This is a genomic window from Stenotrophomonas sp. 80084_Sma (genome assembly GCF_056481995.1).
Window position 1 is genome coordinate 649,683 of the sequence record NZ_CM151177.1, and the last position, 17,769, is coordinate 667,451.

Annotated in this window: 20 protein-coding genes and 1 riboswitch; of the genes, 13 read left to right on the forward strand and 7 right to left on the reverse strand. The window is 65.6% G+C overall.

Translation table 11 applies throughout. The annotated features are described in order from the left end of the window. Positions 1-14 precede the first annotated feature (14 nt). The 5 genes from glyA to ribD all read left to right on the forward strand — a co-directional run bounded on the left by glyA (position 15) and on the right by ribD (position 4,066). Positions 15-1,268 (forward strand): serine hydroxymethyltransferase, encoded by a 1,254-nt coding sequence (glyA, locus tag ACZK3W_RS02880; RefSeq protein ID WP_004143345.1) that lies wholly within the window; start codon positions 15-17, stop codon positions 1,266-1,268. 66 nt (positions 1,269-1,334) lie between these two features. Then, positions 1,335-1,754 carry a hypothetical protein gene (locus ACZK3W_RS02885; protein ID WP_478450425.1) on the forward strand — a complete coding sequence of 140 codons (420 nt, stop codon included), beginning with the start codon at positions 1,335-1,337 and terminating at the stop codon, positions 1,752-1,754. 27 nt (positions 1,755-1,781) lie between these two features. Further along, positions 1,782-2,231, forward strand: coding sequence for a hypothetical protein (locus tag ACZK3W_RS02890; protein ID WP_478450426.1), 450 nt, complete (start codon positions 1,782-1,784; stop codon positions 2,229-2,231). 148 nt (positions 2,232-2,379) lie between these two features. Further along, a complete protein-coding gene (gene nrdR / locus ACZK3W_RS02895) occupies positions 2,380-2,901 on the forward strand; it encodes a transcriptional regulator NrdR (protein ID WP_004143350.1) in 522 nt (173 codons plus the stop codon). A gap of 79 nt (positions 2,902-2,980) precedes the next feature. Beyond that, a complete protein-coding gene (ribD, locus tag ACZK3W_RS02900; RefSeq protein ID WP_478450427.1) occupies positions 2,981-4,066 on the forward strand; it encodes a bifunctional diaminohydroxyphosphoribosylaminopyrimidine deaminase/5-amino-6-(5-phosphoribosylamino)uracil reductase RibD in 1,086 nt (361 codons plus the stop codon). Between the two features lie 35 nt (positions 4,067-4,101). On the opposite strand, the gene ACZK3W_RS02905 is transcribed toward ribD, so the two are convergent. The 4 genes from ACZK3W_RS02905 to ACZK3W_RS02920 form a co-directional block, all read right to left on the reverse strand. Next, on the reverse strand, positions 4,102-4,497 hold the full coding sequence (locus ACZK3W_RS02905; protein ID WP_012510035.1) for a hypothetical protein: 396 nt from the start codon (positions 4,495-4,497) through the stop codon (positions 4,102-4,104). 94 nt (positions 4,498-4,591) lie between these two features. Then, positions 4,592-5,503, reverse strand: a complete 912-nt coding sequence (locus ACZK3W_RS02910) for a hypothetical protein (protein WP_478450428.1) — start codon at positions 5,501-5,503, stop codon at positions 4,592-4,594. A 128-nt stretch (positions 5,504-5,631) separates the two neighbouring features. Next, positions 5,632-6,516, reverse strand: coding sequence for a hypothetical protein (locus tag ACZK3W_RS02915; protein ID WP_478450429.1), 885 nt, complete (start codon positions 6,514-6,516; stop codon positions 5,632-5,634). 152 nt (positions 6,517-6,668) lie between these two features. Continuing rightward, positions 6,669-7,289, reverse strand: a complete 621-nt coding sequence (locus ACZK3W_RS02920) for a hypothetical protein (RefSeq protein ID WP_478450430.1) — start codon at positions 7,287-7,289, stop codon at positions 6,669-6,671. A 187-nt stretch (positions 7,290-7,476) separates the two neighbouring features. After that, positions 7,477-7,622, forward strand: a riboswitch (FMN riboswitch). 77 nt (positions 7,623-7,699) lie between these two features. On the opposite strand from ACZK3W_RS02920, the gene ACZK3W_RS02925 reads away from it, so the two are divergent. From ACZK3W_RS02925 to thiL, 5 genes are all read left to right on the forward strand, one after another. Beyond that, positions 7,700-8,326: a riboflavin synthase gene (locus ACZK3W_RS02925; protein ID WP_478450431.1), complete on the forward strand. Its 627-nt coding sequence runs from the start codon at positions 7,700-7,702 to the stop codon at positions 8,324-8,326. Continuing rightward, positions 8,323-9,423 (forward strand): 3,4-dihydroxy-2-butanone-4-phosphate synthase, encoded by a 1,101-nt coding sequence (ribB, locus tag ACZK3W_RS02930; RefSeq protein WP_478450432.1) that lies wholly within the window; start codon positions 8,323-8,325, stop codon positions 9,421-9,423. Before ACZK3W_RS02925 ends, ribB begins: the two co-directional genes overlap by 4 nt. Before the next feature lie 192 nt (positions 9,424-9,615). After that, positions 9,616-10,083, forward strand: a complete 468-nt coding sequence (ribH, locus tag ACZK3W_RS02935; RefSeq protein WP_478450433.1) for a 6,7-dimethyl-8-ribityllumazine synthase — start codon at positions 9,616-9,618, stop codon at positions 10,081-10,083. Beyond that, entirely contained in the window at positions 10,080-10,559 is a 480-nt protein-coding gene (gene nusB, locus ACZK3W_RS02940; RefSeq protein ID WP_478450434.1) for a transcription antitermination factor NusB, read from the forward strand. Before ribH ends, nusB begins: the two co-directional genes overlap by 4 nt. A 120-nt stretch (positions 10,560-10,679) precedes the next feature. Next, a complete protein-coding gene (gene thiL, locus ACZK3W_RS02945; RefSeq protein WP_478450435.1) occupies positions 10,680-11,642 on the forward strand; it encodes a thiamine-phosphate kinase in 963 nt (320 codons plus the stop codon). Positions 11,643-11,773: 131 nt separating this feature from the next. Here thiL and ACZK3W_RS02950 read toward each other — a convergent pair whose 3' ends face one another. From ACZK3W_RS02950 to ACZK3W_RS02960, 3 genes are read right to left on the reverse strand one after another with little or no spacing between them, the layout of a single operon-like run. After that, complete coding sequence (locus ACZK3W_RS02950; protein WP_478450436.1) at positions 11,774-12,133, reverse strand: DUF805 domain-containing protein; 360 nt, start codon at positions 12,131-12,133, stop codon at positions 11,774-11,776. Between the two features lie 57 nt (positions 12,134-12,190). Beyond that, entirely contained in the window at positions 12,191-12,913 is a 723-nt protein-coding gene (locus ACZK3W_RS02955; protein ID WP_478450437.1) for a fimbrial biogenesis chaperone, read from the reverse strand. Positions 12,914-12,969: 56 nt separating this feature from the next. Next, the gene (locus tag ACZK3W_RS02960; protein WP_478450438.1) at positions 12,970-13,482 is read right to left on the reverse strand and encodes a fimbrial protein; all 513 of its coding nucleotides are present in this window, start codon (positions 13,480-13,482) and stop codon (positions 12,970-12,972) included. A gap of 198 nt (positions 13,483-13,680) precedes the next feature. On the opposite strand from ACZK3W_RS02960, the gene ACZK3W_RS02965 reads away from it, so the two are divergent. The 3 genes from ACZK3W_RS02965 to ACZK3W_RS02975 are packed head-to-tail and all read left to right on the forward strand — an operon-like array spanning position 13,681 to position 17,755. Then, positions 13,681-14,676: a fimbrial protein gene (locus ACZK3W_RS02965; RefSeq protein ID WP_478450439.1), complete on the forward strand. Its 996-nt coding sequence runs from the start codon at positions 13,681-13,683 to the stop codon at positions 14,674-14,676. Continuing rightward, positions 14,673-17,207: a fimbria/pilus outer membrane usher protein gene (locus ACZK3W_RS02970; protein ID WP_478450440.1), complete on the forward strand. Its 2,535-nt coding sequence runs from the start codon at positions 14,673-14,675 to the stop codon at positions 17,205-17,207. The genes ACZK3W_RS02965 and ACZK3W_RS02970 overlap by 4 nt, the downstream gene beginning before the upstream one ends. A 38-nt stretch (positions 17,208-17,245) precedes the next feature. Then, positions 17,246-17,755, forward strand: a complete 510-nt coding sequence (locus ACZK3W_RS02975; RefSeq protein WP_478450441.1) for a fimbrial protein — start codon at positions 17,246-17,248, stop codon at positions 17,753-17,755. Positions 17,756-17,769 lie beyond the last annotated feature (14 nt).

Here is a 17,769-nt window from a genome sequence, read left to right on the forward strand (position 1 = left end):
TGCTGGAGTACCCGATGTTCCCGCGTGACGTCCGCATCGAATCCTACGATCCCGAACTGGCCAAGGCCATCGCCGCTGAAACCCAGCGCCAGGAAGACCACGTCGAGCTGATCGCCAGCGAGAACTACACCAGCCCGGCGGTGATGGAAGCCCAGGGCAGCCAGCTGACCAACAAGTACGCCGAAGGCTACCCGGGCAAGCGCTACTACGGTGGTTGCGAATACGTGGACATCGCCGAGCAGCTGGCGATCGACCGCCTGAAGCAGCTGTTCGGCGCCGACTACGCCAACGTGCAGCCGCACAGTGGTTCGCAGGCCAACCAGGCCGTGTACTTCGCCCTGCTGCAGCCGGGTGACACCATCCTCGGCATGAGCCTGGCCCACGGCGGCCACCTCACCCACGGTGCCAAGGTGAACGCCTCGGGCAAGCTGTTCAACGCCGTGCAGTACGGCGTGAACGATCAGGGCCTGATCGACTACGACGAAGTCGAGCGCCTGGCCCTGGAGCACAAGCCGAAGATGGTCGTGGCTGGCTTCTCGGCCTACTCGCAGGTGATCGACTGGGCGCGCTTCCGCGCCATCGCCGACAAGGTCGGTGCCTACCTGTTCGTGGACATGGCCCACGTCGCCGGCCTGGTCGCCGCTGGCGTCTACCCGAGCCCGCTGGAACACGCGCACGTGGTCACCTCCACCACCCACAAGACCCTGCGCGGCCCGCGCGGCGGCATCATCGTCGCCAAGGGCGCCGGCGAAGACCTGGTCAAGAAGCTGCAGTCGATCGTATTCCCGGGCATCCAGGGTGGTCCGCTGATGCACGTCATCGCCGGCAAGGCCGTGGCCTTCAAGGAAGCGCTGGAACCGGGCTTCAAGGCCTACCAGCAGCAGGTGGTGAAGAACGCCCAGGCGATGGCCAACACGCTGATCGCGCGCGGCTACAAGATCGTCTCCGGCGGCACCCAGAACCACCTGATGCTGGTCGACATGATCGGCAAGGACGTGTCCGGCAAGGACGCGGAAGCCGCGCTGGGCAAGGCCCACATCACCGTCAACAAGAACTCGGTGCCGAACGACCCGCGTTCGCCGTTCGTCACTTCGGGCCTGCGCCTGGGCACCCCGGCGGTGACCACCCGTGGCTACGTCGAACAGGACTGCGTGGACCTGGCCAACTGGATCGCCGACGTGCTCGACGCGCCGAGCGATGACGCCGTCATCGCCCGCGTGCGCGACGCCGTCAGCGCGCAGTGCCGCAAGTACCCGGTCTACGGCTGATCGCAGCAGGGGTCGGATCCCTTCCCGCCGGGAAGGGCTCCGACACCGGTATGGGAGTAACCGCGCATGGATGAGCGCCACCTCAAGTACCTCTACGCCGCGCTGGCGGTGCTGTTCGGCCTGCCCAGCCTGGCGATGGGCGGCGCGGCGGCGACGATGCTGCTGCTGATGGGGCTGGGCCAGTTTGGTCATGGCACGCTGGCCTCGGTAACGGTGATGCCGCTGTGGGGCCTGGCCGGCATTGCCGGCTGCCTGGCCTGGTTGTGGCTCAGCGCGGGTTTTCTGTTGCAGGGGCGTGCCGGGCTGCACGTCCACCGCCTCTGGTGGTTGATGCTGCTGGCGGGCGGTCTCGCCGCCTTGCCCCCGCTGGGGCTGGCGCTGTGGTGGGGCATCGCCGTGCACGGCGAAGGCCTCGGCTTGTTGCTGCTGGGCCCGTCGATGCTGGTGCCGGCTGCGATGCTGGTGTGGATCAAACGCCGCGCATGATGCGGCCCAGGGAAGGAAACCGAACGCATGGATGAGCGTCTGCACAAACGCTGGATGGCGATCGCCGGCCTGCTGGTGGGCCTGCCCACCGTAGCCGCCGGAGGCACGGGTGCCGTGCTGGGGCTGATGGTCGTATGGGATGGCAAGTACCTGACCGGCGACGAGCACAGGATACTGCTGCTGTGGTCGTCGGCCGGAATTCTTGGCCTGCTGTCCTGGCTGTGGCTGAGCGGACTCTTCCTGTGGCGTGGTCTTGCCGGCCTGCGCCAATCGCCGGTTGTCGCCTGGGTGGGTCTGGCGCTTGGGGCCCTGGCTGCGCTGGGCGTGGTTGGCGCCACGCTGTACTTCACCTTCAAGCGCGGGGAGATCTCGACCCTGGCCTTCCTTGGGTTCGGCCCGCCGCTGCTGGTGATGGCGGGGCATCTGGCGCGGTTGCGTTGGGCTCGCGCGGCCTCGGTGCCGCCCGCACCCGGTTGAGCGGGTAGTCCAGACCTCGTTGGACGCTCTGATTGGCTGAAACGCAGGCGCTTCCGCGCAGACAGCATTTGCTGCTACGCCCTTTCTCAGGTACCTTTGCGACGCTGCCATGACCGTGGCAATAGGTACTCCCTGAGCCAGGCGTCCCATGCATTGCCCCTTCTGCCAACATGCCGATACCCGGGTCATCGACTCGCGCGTCTCCGAAGACGGCGCGACGATCCGTCGTCGGCGTGAATGCGAAGCCTGCGGCGAGCGCTTCAGCACCATGGAAACGGTGGAGCTGAAGCTGCCCGCCATCGTCAAGAGCGATGGCACCCGCGAGGCGTTCGACCAGCGCAAGGTCCGCGCTGGCTTCGACCGCGCGCTGCAGAAGCGTGCCGTGGCCGAAGACAAGATCGAAGCGGCGGTGCGTGCGGTGGTCCACCAGCTGCGCATCAGCGGCGAGCGCGAAGTACCCTCGATCAAGGTCGGCGAGTTCGTCATGAACGAACTGCGCAAGCTGGATCATGTCGGCTATGTGCGCTTTGCCTCGGTGTACCGCAGCTTCGAGGACGTGGCCGATTTCCGCGAGGAGATCGAGAAGCTGGAGCGCGATCTGCCCTCCAGTACCGAACAGCTGCAGCTGCTGGGCGATGTGATTGCCCTGACCAAGAAGAAGAAGGGCTGACCGCCTCTGCCTTGGTGGGTGCCAACCGTTGGTTGGCACTGATGGCGTGCATCCACACCGGCGGCGTTACCATGGCCGCATGACCAACCCGTTCTCCGTCCTTGACCACCTGCACATGGCCAACGCACTGCGTCTGGCCGAGCGTGCCGCCTACACCACCCGCCCCAACCCGATGGTCGGCTGCGTGATCGCCCACGGCGAACGTGTGGTCGGGCAGGGCTGGCACCAGCGCGCCGGTGGACCGCACGCCGAAGTGTTCGCGCTGCGCGAGGCCGGCAGCGAGGCACGTGGTGCCACCGCCTACGTCACGCTGGAACCCTGCGCACATTACGGTCGTACGCCGCCGTGTGCGCTGGCCCTGATCGAAGCGGGCGTGTCGCGCGTCGTTGCCGCGATGCGCGATCCGTTCCCGAAGGTCGATGGTGGTGGCTTCGATCTGCTGCGCAATGCCGGCATCGAGGTCGCCGAAGGGCTGATGGCGGCGCAGGCGCGTGAGCTCAACAAGGGCTTCCTGTCGCGCGTGGAGCGCAACCGACCGTGGTTGCGGGTGAAGCTGGCCGCCAGCCTCGATGGCCGTACCGCGATGGCTGATGGCAGCTCCAAGTGGATCACCGGGCCGACCGCGCGCGAAGACGTGCAGCACTGGCGCGCGCGTGCGGGTGCGATCCTCACCGGCGCCGACACGGTGCTGGCTGATGATCCGATGCTGACCGTGCGCCTGGCCGATACCGAGGTGATGCCACCACTGCGCGTGGTGCTGGATTCGCGCCTGCGTTCGCTCGAATGCAGCCGTGTGCGCGAGGGCGGGGCACCGACGCTGTATCTGCACGCTGCTGCAGTGAGTGCACCGGATGCGGCCGATGCAGAGTTTGCCAGCGTACCCTGCGTTGATGGGCGGTTGGATCTGGGCGCGGTGCTGGCACTGCTGGCCGAACGCGGCATCAACGAGGTGCATACCGAAGCCGGTGCGACGCTGGCCGGTGCCTTGCTGCGCGGCGGCTGGGTGGACGAACTGCTGCTGTATCAGGCGCCCACGCTGCTGGGCGATAACGGTCGTCCGCTGCTGGCCGGTCTCGGTATCGATGCCATGGACCAGCAGCGTCGCCTGCGTGTGGTTGACCAGCGTCAGGTCGGTGAGGACATCAGGCTGCTGCTGCGCCCGTAAGGGAATGACGCGAAGCAGGGGCGACGCCCTTGTCGTCAGGCATCCTCGTCGTCTTCTTCGCCGATGGGGCACTGGCCCTTCCACTGCTGCTTCCACAGCGCATGCAGGTTGCGGCAGTACGCGCCCAGTACCTCGCCCGGCAGGTTCTTCGCCTTCAATCGCAGCTGGTGACGGGTAAAACCGTCGTCGTACTCATGCGGCAATACCAGCACTGCGCACTGATCGTGATACATCAGGAACGCGTGGCAGTCGTCGTCTTCGCTCATCCACGCATCCAGCTGCCTGTCGCTCAGTAGGGTTGACTCGAAGGCAACCGCTGGGATGACCGAGAAGGTCGTAATCCTGGACTTGGGTACTTTGGCTTGCCCGCACGCCGTCAACGCCAGCAGCGCCATCAGCATGACCATGGTCGACGTCGTGCGGTGTTTCATGCGGTTGCCCCGATGGAAGAGGGCAACAGCATTGACTGTGCAGGCCGCATAGGGTCATGCAACGGTTCTGAATGAGCGTGCAGGTGGCCACAGCCTACCGGCACTCAGGGGTCCAAAGCGCCTGCATTCTTGGGCGGAAGGCCATGCATTGCTGCAGCAGCTCCGCCTCGGGAATCTGCTGTCGTTGCTTGCTCAGGGTGCTGGCCAGTTCACTCACCCCCTTGAGTTCCTGCGGCGCAATGCGCGCCATGCAGCGACGATGCTGGTGCAGCAGGTCGTCACACGCCACGATGCCTGTCATCTGTGTGACGGCGTCATGTGTGCCCGCGCGGTACAGGTGCCGCGGCTGTGTGATCAGTGCTTCGATCAGAATTTCATATATGTCACTTTCGACGCGACCGGAGGGGAAGTCTTCATTCGGATGCCTCGACTTCTCGCTGTGCCAGGCGGGCTCCTGAGTGGTTGATACCACGCGCGTGGTGCCACCGATCTCGTGGAAGGGACCGTCGCGCAACGTCGCGATGTAGGCTGTCCAGAAGCGCTGCTCGCTTTGCTCCCCGCCATCGAAGACCGTGGCCTCGGACAGGTATCGAAGACGCTCGACATCGCCCACGCGACAGGTGAAGTGCACGTCGGCAACCTGCATGCCTTCGGTCAGGCTGTGCCATGCCTCGCTTCGGTGAGGCTGGCACTGGGTGCTCGCCAGAACCTGCAGCGCCCAGGCAAGATGCGGCGAATCCACGCCATCGAAGGGATCGACATGACGTTCGATGTTCCTCGTCCACGTCGCCAGCAAAACCGCCATGGGCGGTGCATCGACGGGAACATCGGTTGTACCCGTTTGGCCGGCCTTGCGCTGCTGGACAAGCATCTGCAGTGCGAGGTCGTTGCGTTCCTGCATTGCCCGAAGATGCTGGGAAACGACGTCTTCCGGTGTCCTGTCGCGGGCAGTTGCCGAAGGCAGGTGCATACCCAAGGCCAGCAGGCAGAGAAGAAGACGGCGCATGGTGATTCCATCGAGACGGGGCGGAGAGAATGCTCCCCACCCCGTGGTCTGTCCATGCAACTAATCCGAACGTGCGGTCTAGGTTCCGCAGGACATCGCTGATGCCGTGGCGTTCAGTTCTTACGTGCTCACGCGCACTCGTCGGTCCACATCATCTCGGCGATCGGGCGCAGTGCCTTGCACTCCTGCGTCATCTCATCGGCCGACTGTACCTGTGCCTTCGCCTTCAGCTCCTCGGCCATGGCGTCCACGCCGCTGATCTGGTCCGGTGCGATCTTCGCCACGCAGGCACGATGCTGCTGCAGCAGCAGGTCGCAGCCCGGTACGCCGGTCACCTTCGGTGCGGTGGCGGCCTGCACGTCCTGAATCCAGTCCTCGAACGGTGCAAGTGCACCGGCCACGGTGCCCACCAGATCATCGAAGTTGCCGCTGTACCAATAGCCGTTGTCCTTGGCCGGGTACAGGGTGAAGGTGGCGCTGACCGGCACGCGCGCGCCACTCTGCAGTGCCTGGGTATAGGCATCGGTGAACTGCTTGCGCGAGGCCGGGCTGGCATCGGCGGCCAGGCTGGCGGCGAACAACGGGCGCACCTTGCCCAGGTCGGGCACCTGGCAGCTGAAACTGATGCGCGCCAGCTTCTGGTCTTCAACGTATTCGTTGTCTTCGATCACGCTCTTGGTCGCGCGGCACTTCGAATCACGCAGCGCCTTGGCATACAGCGCTTCGGTGGCTGCAGCGTCGACCTTGGCGCCGGTGCTGGCCAGTATGGTCTGCCAGGGTTCGGCCAATGCCTTGGCCAGCGCACCCGGGTTCGGGGTCACAGCGTCCTGGCCTTCGAATGCCGGTTTCAGTGCGTCGTTGAGCGCGCGCGTGGCGGTCGCGTCGTCTTCCAGCAGGGTGCGTGCATACAGGTCGAACGCCTGTTCGGGCGACAGCGTGGCCGGGGCGGCCGTGGCGATCAGCGGGGCGCACAGCAGCATGCTGGCCAGCAGGGTACGGGTGGGGGTCTTCATGACGGTGTTTTCCTGTTCCAGAGGTGCGCAAGCCTAGCGCATCTGCGTGGACTTTCGATGGCGCAAGGGGGTCACGAGGTCGTGTATGTCGGACAAAAAAACGGGCCCCTTGCGGGGCCCGTTCGATCGCACGACGAGGAGCGATCGTTGGATCAGAAGCTGGCGCGGATGCCGGCCGAGTACTGGGTGGCGTCGCGGTAGCCGGAGATCTCGCCCACCAGACCCCAGGTCTTGGTGAAGTTGATCTGGCCACCGAGAGTGCCGACCCAGGTGCCCTTGTAGTTGTTGCCGCCGTCCATGTAGCCGGCCTTGGCCCAGGCTTCGGTCATGCGCGACGGCTTGCCGCGGATGCCCATGGTGGCGCGGGCCAGGTTGGTGTGGTCCTTGTAGCGGTCGCTGTAGCCGTCGTAACGATCGGTCAGTTCAGCGTTCTGGCGCACCCAGGCGATGTCGGCGGTGAAGTCGACGCGGTCGGTCCACGGCATGTGGTAGCCGATGCCCAGCTCCGGCTGATTCAGTTCAACCTTCAGCGAGCCATCGCTGTAGTGGTAGGTCTTGCTGGTGCGCGACCAGCCACCGAACACGTAGACCTGCTCGGCCACGGCGACCGAGCCACGCAGGTAGCCACCGTCGACCTTCGGGTCGTCCAGTGCGTTGTCGTCAACCTTGACCTGCGTCCAGCCGCCTTCGACGTAGGTGTAGCTCAGGGCGTCAGCTGACGCCGTGAACGGAGCGGCGGCCAGCAGAGCGGCCACGATCAGGATCTTGCGCATGGGAATTCCTGTGAATTTCAGTCCTTTGGCGGGCATGCCCAGCGGGCTGCCCGTGGCGACCTCATGTCGTCCGGGGCAGAATTTTAATGAAAGTTTTACAAATTGCGAGCGACGGCCGTCACAGCTGTGGCATCCGACCCCGTTCAGCACGGGCTGGTACACTAGCCACGCCGGTTCGCCGGTACACAAACGTCTTCAGGGCGGGGTGCGATTCCCCACCGGCGGTAGGTGCGCAAGCACGAGCCCGCGAGCGCTCCGGCCTTACCGCCGGGGGTCAGCAGATCCGGTCCAATGCCGGAGCCGACGGTATAGTCCGGATGAAAGAAGACGGTGCTACAGGGCCTTTGTGGCCCTGCGCCCGCCTGTTTGCCTTGCGGCGTTTTTCGCTCACTTTTCGCGGAGAACGTTACTTGTTTACTGGAATCATCGAAGGCGTCGGCCGTCTGGCCGCACGCGAATCCATCGGCGGCGATGTCCGCTTCACCTTCAACGTCGGGAATCTGCCGTTCGACAACGTGCAGATGGGCGAGAGCATTGCCATCAACGGTGTCTGCCTCACCGTCATCGCATTCGACGCCAGCAGTTTCCAGGCCGATGCGTCCACCGAGACCCTGGGCCTGACCACGCTGGGCCAGCTGGGCGAAGGGGCAGTCATCAACCTGGAGCGCGCCATGCGCCCGACCGACCGCCTTGGCGGCCATCTGGTCAGCGGCCACGTCGACGGCCTCGGCCAGGTCCTGTCCATCCATGAAGATGCGCGTGCCCAGCGCTGGCGTTTCGCCGCGCCGGCCGCCCTGCGCCGCTACATCGCCAAGAAGGGCTCGATCTGCGTGGACGGCGTCAGCCTCACCGTCAACGAAGTGGACGACGAGGGCTTTGAAGTGGCGCTGATCCCGCACACCGTGGCCAATACTGCGTTCTCCGCCACCGGCGTGGGCAGCGCGATCAACCTGGAAATCGATCTGGTCGCTCGTTATGTCGAGCGGTTGATCGGAGTGCCGACCAACGGTCAGCACCCACAGGGAGATACCCCATGAACTTCGCCCCCATTCCCGACATCCTGGAAGACATCCGCCTCGGCCGCATGGTCGTCATCGTCGATGACGAAGACCGCGAGAACGAAGGCGACCTGATCATGGCCGCCGAGCTGGTCAAGGCCAGCGACATCAACTTCATGGTTACCCACGGCCGCGGCCTGGTGTGCCTGCCGCTCACCCGCACCCGCGCTGCCGATCTCGGCCTGGCGCCGATGGTGCAGGCCAATACCGCGCAGTTCCAGACCAACTTCACCGTCAGCATCGAAGCGGCCGAAGGCGTGACCACTGGCATCTCGGCGCACGACCGCGCGCACACCATCCGCACCGCTGTGAAGCCCAATGCCAAGCCGTCGGACCTTCACCAGCCGGGCCACATCTTCCCGCTGATCGCCCAGCCCGGTGGCGTGCTGACCCGCGCCGGCCACACCGAAGCCGGCGTCGACCTGGCCATGCTGGCCGGACTGGAACCGGCCGGCGTGCTGGTGGAGATCCTCAACCCGGACGGCAGCATGGCGCGCCGCCCGGAGCTGGAAGTGTTCGCCCGCGAGCACGGCCTGAAGATGGGCTCCATCGCCGACCTGATCGCCTACCGCTTGGCCACCGAAAAAACCGTCGAGCGCGTGGACGAGCGCGACATCGACACCGAGTTCGGTCCGTTCAAGCTGGTCACCTACCGCGACCGCATCGCCCACGACCTGCATTTCGCCCTGGTCCGTGGCACCCCGGATGCGGACACGCCCACCCTGGTGCGCGTGCAGGTGGAAAACCCGCTGGCCGACCTGCTGCACTGGCGCCGTGATGACTTCGGCGTGGCTGCCACCGATGCCCTGCGCGCGATCGCCGCGGAAGGCAGCGGCGTGATGGTGGTGCTGTCGGCCCCGCGCGACGGCGAAGCGCTGTTGGCTCGCCTGCGCCAGCAGCCGGCGCCGGTGGTGCCGGGCAAGGATAAGGACGTGAGCCAGTGGCGCCGCAATGGTGCTGGCGCGCAGATCCTGTCCGACCTGGGCCTGGGCAAGCTGCGCGTACTGGGCACCCCGCGCCGCCAGATCGGCCTGGCCGGGTACGGCCTGGAAGTGGTGGAGACGGTGACCCTGTAATGGGTAGTGCCGGCCGCTGGCCGGCAACCGCAGTCCCCGTGATTGCCGGCCAGCGGCCGGCACTACCGGTGGGTGGCGACCCCGTGCCACCGGTGGGTGCCGACCGTTGGTCGGCACGCCCCGGGCCACCATCGGCCACGGCCGGGGCCCATCCACGGTAGAATTACCCCTTAATCGAATCCCAAGCCGCATATGAGCCACTTCGAAGGCGATCTTCGCACTCCCGAATCGGCGCGCTTCGCCATCCTGGCCAGCCGCTGGAATGCCCGCATCACCGACACGCTGGTCGCTGGCGCCCGCCAGAGCCTGGCCGGCAACGGCATCACCGAAGCCAACATCGACGTGATCCGCGTGCCGGGTGCCTGGGAACTGCCGCTGGTGGCCGCGCGCCTGGCCGCCGCCCACGAACACGCCGCCATCCTTATCCTGGGCTGCGTGATCCGTGGCGATACCCGTCACTACGAGCACGTGGCCGATCGCTGCGCCGAGGGTCTGATGCGCGTGCAGCTGGACTTCGGCGTGCCGGTGCTGAACGGCGTGCTGGCGGTGGAACGCGTTGAAGACGCCGAGGCCCGCGCAGGCGGCAGCCACGGCAACAAGGGCGAAGAAGTCGCAATCGCTGCATTGGAAATGGTCAACCTGCTGGAGCAACTGCCATGAACAAGAACACCCAGGGCAAGCCCTCCGGTAAACCCGTCCGCCGTGATGGCGTCGATCCGGTGCTGCGCTCGCGCGCCCGCCGTCGTGCCGTGCAGGCCATCTACGCCTGGCAGATCTCTGGCGGCAACGCACAGTCGCTGATCGCCCAGTTCGCCCACGAGCAGGCCCGTGAAATCGCCGATCTGGCGTATTTCGAAGCGCTGGTGCATGGCGTGCTGGACAATCGCAAGGACATCGACGAAGCCCTCGGCCCGTACCTGGACCGTGGCATCGAAGAAGTGGATGCCATCGAGCGCGCGGTGCTGCGCCTGGCCGGTTACGAACTGCGTTACCGCCTGGACGTGCCGTACCGCGTGGTGATCAACGAAGCCATCGAATCGGCCAAGCGCTTTGGTTCCGAACATGGCCACACCTACGTCAACGGCGTGCTGGATCGTGCCGCCGTGGAATGGCGCAAGGTCGAATCGGGTCACTGACCCACCTGTGGTAATGCCGGCCGCTGGCCGGCAACTGCAGGGATCCTGAGGTTGCCGGCCAGCGGCCGGCACTACCGCCCACCGCGCACGGCGCGGCACGTACAAACGCGGGAGCGCCCCATGTCCCTGGCCGAATTCGCCCTCATCGACCGCATCCGCGCCCGCACCGTTGAGCGCGACGACATCGTGCTCGGCATCGGCGACGACGCTGCGCTGCTGCAGCCGCGCCCGAACGAGCAACTGGTGGTCACCGCCGACACGCTCAACAGCGGCGTGCATTTCCCGGCCGAGACCCCGGCGTTCGACATCGGCTGGAAGACGCTGGCCGTCAACCTGTCCGACCTAGCGGCGATGGGCGCGCGCCCGGCCTGGTGCACGCTGGCACTGTCGCTGCCCGAGGCCAGCGACGACTGGATCGATGCCTTCGCCGATGGCTTTTTCGCCCTGGCCGACCAGCATGACATCGCCCTGATTGGCGGTGACACCACGCGTGGCCCCCTGTCGCTGTCGGTCACCGCGATGGGCCAGGTATCCCGCGGCCAGGCCCTGCGTCGTGATCGCGCACAGATTGGCGATGACATCTGGGTCAGCGGCACTCTCGGCGATGCTGCCGGTGCACTGCGCCTGTGGCAGCAGGGCGCATTGAACGTCACTGCCGCCACCTTGCTGGCCGACTACGAAACCCTGCGCCTGCGCCTGCTGCGTCCCGCCCCGCGCGTCACTCTGGGCCTGCGCCTGCGTGCATTCGCGCATGCGGCGGTGGATGTTTCCGATGGCCTGCTGGCCGATCTGGGCCACATCACCACGCGCAGCAACGTGGCCGCGCATGTGGATGCCGATTCGTTGCCGATCTCGCACGCGCTGCGTGAGCTGCTCGGTCGCGATGGTGCGCGCGACTGCGCACTGCGCGGTGGTGACGACTACGAGCTGTGCTTCACCGCCGCCGCCGACCAGCGCGACGCGCTGCACTACCTGGCCGAATCGCTGGACGTGCCGCTTACCCGCATCGGCCGTATTGCCGAAGGGCAGGGCGTGCATGTGGATGACGAAGCTGCCGACGGCGGTTACCAGCACTTCGCGTGATGAAGAACGCCGGGCATGGCCCGGCGCTACCGCATTGCTCTGGTAGGTGCCAACCTTGGTTGGCACGAATGTGTCAGTCGCCCATAGCAGAACCGTGTCGACCAAGGTCGGCACCTACCAACGCGGGCTGGTTACACATGTGGAACCGGTGCACCGAAGCGGTTGTCGCCCGGAGTGCTGGGCAGCACCAGAAACGCCAGCAGCACCAGGCTGACGAACGGTACGAACGCCAGCAGCATCCACCAGCCCGAACGGTCGGTATCGTGCAGGCGGCGGACGGTTGCTGCAATGCACGGCAAGGCGAACACCAGCCACATCACCACGCTCAGGCCGGTCGATACCAGGGCCAGGCCCTGCGAGCCGCTGTAACCGGCATAGAAGCTCAGCATGTACAGCGGGATCGAAACGATCACGATGAACAACTGGAACCACCAATACTCGCTGCGGCTGGCGCGCCCACTGAACTGGGCGTAGCGAGTGAGCGGCGTCATCATCTTCTTCATGTTGGGTATTTGTCTCTGTAGGAACGAGTGGGGTCGCGGCTGGAATCAGCGAACGACGGCCGCTTCGGCATCGCGCGGCGTGCCGTAGTCATCCAGCCACTGGAATTTCAGCGTCGTCGGCATCGCTGCACCGGCAGGCAGCGGCAGGTTCACCTGCGCACCGGGGGCGATCATGTCCACGTCCACCTTGCTGCCATCGGGCAGGGACAGCGTGCTCAGCGTCACGTGATAGGCGCTGGGGTTGCTCACCTGCAAGCCGCCCGCCTGCGCGTGCCACTGCAGTTGGCCGGCTGCATCGCGGGCATTGCCTGGCAGGCCAGCAGGACGATGGAACAGCTTCACCCGGGTACGTACCGCAAACTGCAGCAGATTCCTGCCGGCGGCATCTTCGGGCTTGGGCGGAATGTCCAGCAGGTTGAAGTAGAACACCGATTCGCGATCCGTCGGCAGTGGTTCGTCGGATGGGCGTGGCGCATAGGTGATCCGATACGCCTGGCCCTGTTTCGGCTGCAGCAGGCGCGGCTCCGCGGGCGTCAGCCGGAAGGGCGTACGCACGTTCTCAGGGCGCGACTGGCTGTCGCCATCATCGATCCACACCTGGGTCAGCGCCGGCAGCTCGCCGACGTTGCTGGCCTTTACCGTTACATCGCGGCCAGTGTTCAGGTCATGAATCACGCGGGTACCCTGCAGCGTCACTGCAGCCGACACCGGCAATGCGGCAAGGCTGGCCAACAGGGTGACCAGCCGGAAACCATGGCGGAGTTTCATAGGGCGTCTCGTTGAGGCCGCCGGCCGGCGCCGTGCGGCGCCAACCGGCCGCGGGATTATCGGTACAGCACCACGAAGTCACCCGAAGCATCAGCTCTGCCCATGGTGGCGTTCTGGCCCGGCGAGGCATACCAGGCGCTGTAGGCCAGCTGGCCGCTGGCACCGGCGGGAATGGTGACCCAGACGGTGGGGTCCTCACCGATCTTCTGCTGGTTGCCAGCCGCGTCGTATAGCGCCACGCCCACGTTGGTGGCGGTCGATAGCCCAGTCAATGCCAGGTTGCCGGTGCTGCCATCGGGGGTGCCGCCGAAGCGCACGCCGACGTCCTGCGATGTACCCGAGCCGGAGCAATCCAGGGCGATGGTGAAGTTCTTCTGGCCCGCGCGGGTGTTGGCGTTCACCGAGGCCAGGTCGACCTTGCCCATCGGCACGCTGATAGTGCCGCCGGTGGAGCCGACCGAGCAGGTGGAGGTCATCAGTTCGCCGGTGATTTCCAGCGTTTCGGCGGACACCGAAGGCGACACAACGGCAATGACGGAAAGAGACAGCAGACGGATCGTCAGTGACATGGCAGTTCTCTGTAGAGGAATGAAGACACGCAATGGCCGCCCATGGCAGCCGGTGGGCAGTTTCGATGCGGACGCGCTTCTGCGGAATGCAACTAGTTGCAAAAACGGCTTGATCTCTGCCAATTGCAATTAATCCGATGGGAAGCGCGTTGCGTGGCTTCTAGACTTCCTGCTTTTCAAGTATCGGCATCCCTGTCAATGAACCGTCCTTCCACCGCGCTGCGTCTGTGCTTTGCGTCGGCATTGGCCATCTGCGTACTGGCACTTCCGGGTGGCGCCGAGGCAGCCTGTACCCGGCTGGCGCCGGGTGACCAGAACATCGTGCTTCCACCGTTCCCAATGCCGAACGTGGATCGGCCCGACGCCGCGTTTGGGCCGTATTCCAACGGCTATGTCGAACAAGGCTTTGAGTGCACCGCAGGGCAGACCGCATTTGTCGTTGACCTGACCGTCCTTGGCCTGACATACGAGCGTGATATCAACTATCGCGGCCATATCTACCGGGCCTACAGTGTCGGCCCACGCTCGCCGTTGATCGGGTTTCGTCATTCGCTGAGCACTCAGGGCAGCACCCTGCAGAACGAGATGCCTCTCGCTTCTGGTCGGAATCGCAACCCGGGCCTCGTGCTGGCGACTACCTCGCCAGTCATGTCCAGCCTGTCCATCTTGCTGTTCGCTCGCGGCGGTGCCATGGAAGGCTTCCCCGCCACCGACCTGGGCTTCGCCACCTCATCGGTAGATACCGACCCTGGCCAAACGATGCAGCACTCCATGCGGCTGGAAGTCAGCATCCGCCCCGCCACCTGCAGCATCACCAGCACCTCGCACGCGCTCGACAATGTGGTGGCCAATGACCTTGCCGCCAGCGGCAGCAGTGCCAAGGAGTCCAGCTTCGACGTGATGATGGATTGCCCGATGGGCAACATCGATGTTCATCTGTCGCTGACCGACGCCAACAATCCTGGCAGCAGCAATGGTCAACTCGCCCCCGCCCCAGGCGCTACTGCTGGCGGCGTGCAGGTGCAGCTGCTGCGCGGCGGCCTTCCGGTGCAGTTTGGCCACGTCTGGTCCCACGGCTGGTCCAGCAAGGGCTCGCAGGCCATTCCATTGAGTGCCCGCTATCTGCGTACCGCCGATCCGCTGGTTCCCGGTGAGGTGAAAGGGGAGGCGGTGCTTACCGCCGATTACCGATGAGAACACCTCGCACCTTCCATCTGCGGCGCGCACGGGCGTTGCGCGCGGTGCGGTCGCTCCCGACGGCCGTCAGCGCAGTACTTTCGGCTGGCGTGGCGGTGGACGCCGTCGCTGCACCGGTCGAGTTCAGTGAAGGCTTCCTGATCGGCGGCGAGGCCATCGACATGACCCGTTACGCCAACGGCAATCCCCTGCCGGCCGGCGACTACGCTGTGGATGTGCATGTCAACGGCCAGTTCATGCGCAGCCAGGACATCCGTTTCGTCATCGACGACGACCCGCACCTCGCCGTGCCCTGCCTGTCCCCGACGCTGGTACGCACGCTGCCATTGAAGCCGGCATTCCTGGAAACGCTGCCGGCTGATGAAGGCGCGTGCGTGCAGTTGCCAACGCTGGTGGAGGGGGCAAGCACCACCTTCGACAGCGGCGAGCTGCAGTTTTCCATCAGCATTCCACAGGCCGCCCAGGCCATCGCTGCGCGCGGCTTCGTGGCGCCGGAACTGCGCGATGACGGCATCACGGCCGCATTCATCGATTACAGCGCCAGCCACTACCGCAGCCAGGGCAACGGCAGCAGCTACCTGGGTCTGCGGGCAGGCGTGAATCTGGGTGCTTGGCGCCTGCGCCACCGTGCGTCGTTCACCCATGGCGACCAGGGCAGCGGCCATCAGGTCATCAGCAGCCACCTGCAGCGCGACCTTCCCCGCTGGAACAGCCAGCTGCTGCTGGGCCAGGGCAATACCGGCGGCGAACTGTTTGAAAGTTTGCCATTCAACGGCGTGCGCGTGGCCAGCGACGAACGCATGCTGCCCGATTCGCTGCGCGGCTACGCGCCGGTGGTGCGCGGTATTGCGGAAGGCAATGCGGTGGTCACCATCCGCCAGAACGGCAGCATCATCCACGAAAGCAACGTGGCCCCCGGCCCGTTCGCCATCGAGGATCTGTATCCCACCAACTTCGGCGGCGATCTGGAGGTCAGCATCACCGAAGCCGATGGGCGCGTGCAGCGCTTCACCATCAATTTCTCCGCCGTACCGCAGGCGCTGCGTGCGGGGACGTCGCGCTTCGCGTTCACCGTTGGTGAACTGCGCGATACAGGCACGACGCTGCAGACGTTGCGCTTCACCGAGGGAACCTATGCGCGTGGCCTGAACAACCGGCTTACCGTGTTGGGGGGCGCGCAGCTGGGCGAGGGCTATCACGCGCTGCTGGCCGGTGCCGCGGTCAACACCGCCATCGGCGCATTCGGTGCCGATGTCACCCGCTCACGCGCCCGCCTGCGCGGCAGCGAGACAGCGACCGGCAACAGCTTCCGCTTGAATTATCAACGTTATGTGGCCAGTACCGGCACCAACGTCGGCCTGGCCGCGTACCGCTACAGTACCCGTGGCTTCCTCAGCCTCAACGACGCAGCACGCGTGCGCGACGACGACTGGGGCTACGGCCAGCGCGCACGGCAGCGCTACCAGGTGAATTTCTCGCAGAAAGTGGGCAAGCGCAGCAACCTGTATCTCAGTGGCGGCCACGTGTCCTACTGGGACAGCGCGCGACGCCGCAACGACTTCCAGTTGGGTTTCCAGAGCACGCTGGGACGGGTCAACTACAGTGTGTCAGCGCTGCGCTACCGCTTGGGCGATGGTCGCCAGGATACGCGCTATGCGTTCACCCTCAGTGTGCCGCTGGGCCGCAGTGCCAACGCACCGCGTGCCAGCACCCAGCTGAGCCAGGCCGACAGCGGGCGGCAATCACAGCTGGGCATCAGTGGCAGCCTGGGCCAGTCGCGTGCGCTGAGTTACAGCCTGTCCAGCGCGCAGGACAAGGGCCAGAACAGCCATAGTGCCTATGCCGCGTGGCAGGGCAGCCACGGCAACCTCAACGCGGGCTACAGCCGCAGCGGGGGCTACCGCAGCCTGTCACTGGGAGCGTCCGGCAGCGTGGCAGTGCATGGCGGCGGTCTCAATCTGGGCGCGCCGGTGGGCGAGGGCTTTGCGCTGGTGCAGGCACCGGGCGCTCAGGGCGCACGCATCGGCGGCGGCAGCCTGCGCGTGGCCCGCAACGGCTATGCGCTGTTGCCGCACATCAGTCCCTATCGCTGGAACACCATCGACCTGGATCCCTCCGGCCTGCCGATCGAGGTGGAGCTGCTGCAGACCTCGCACCGCGTCGCGCCTACCGCCGGGGGCATCGTGCGCGTGCCGTTCCAGGTACGTCGCGAACGCACGCTGTTCATCGACGCTACCGATGCGTTGGGCCAGCCGTTGCCCTTCGCTGCCGCAGTGCAGACCGAGGATGGTACGCCGGCGGGCGCGGTCGGGCAGGGCGGTGTCATACAGCTGCGCGGCGCGCAGGACCGTGGTGTGCTGATCGTTGACCCCGAAGGCAAGCGACGTTGCCGTATCGACTACCGCATGCCTGACGCGCCTGATGCCTACGGGTTGTCGTGGAGCCAAACCGTGTGCATGCCGCAACCGTTGCCACCGGAAGGACTGCAGGTGAGCACGCCGGAGCCGGAAGCGAGCATTGCCCCGTGAGTTTCGTATTTCCTTTCATCGTACACAGGAGTTCAACCATGTCCCGTTCCCCTCTGCAGTTGGTTGCGGTATCGCTGCTCTGCCTTCTTGCGCCGGCTGCCCATGCGCAAGCCACCCTCACCATCAGCGGCCGTGTCCTGCCCGGTACCTGCACGCTGGCAGCGCCCGTGATCACGTTGGATCCGGTGAAGGCTGACGAGATGACACCGGGTACGGCGAATGCCGTGAAAGCCGGCACGCTCGACTTCACCACCTGCGTAGGCGTAAATCGCGCGCGCTTGTCATTCACTGGCACGGCCGCCGATGGCGACCCGGAGCGCTGGAAGAATACGGCCACGAGCGCGCCCGCCACAGGCGTGACGGTCGCGTTGCTGGCGGGTACGACCGGCACTACCTATCTGAAGAATGGCGATGTTGATATTCCGGTCACTGTCTCCGGGGCCACCGCGTCCTATCCACTGCGTGCGGGCTATTACATCGCCAACACCAGCGGCATCAATGCCGGCAACATCTCGACCCAGATCGTGGTGACCGCTGCCTACGACTGAATACGATGGCCGAG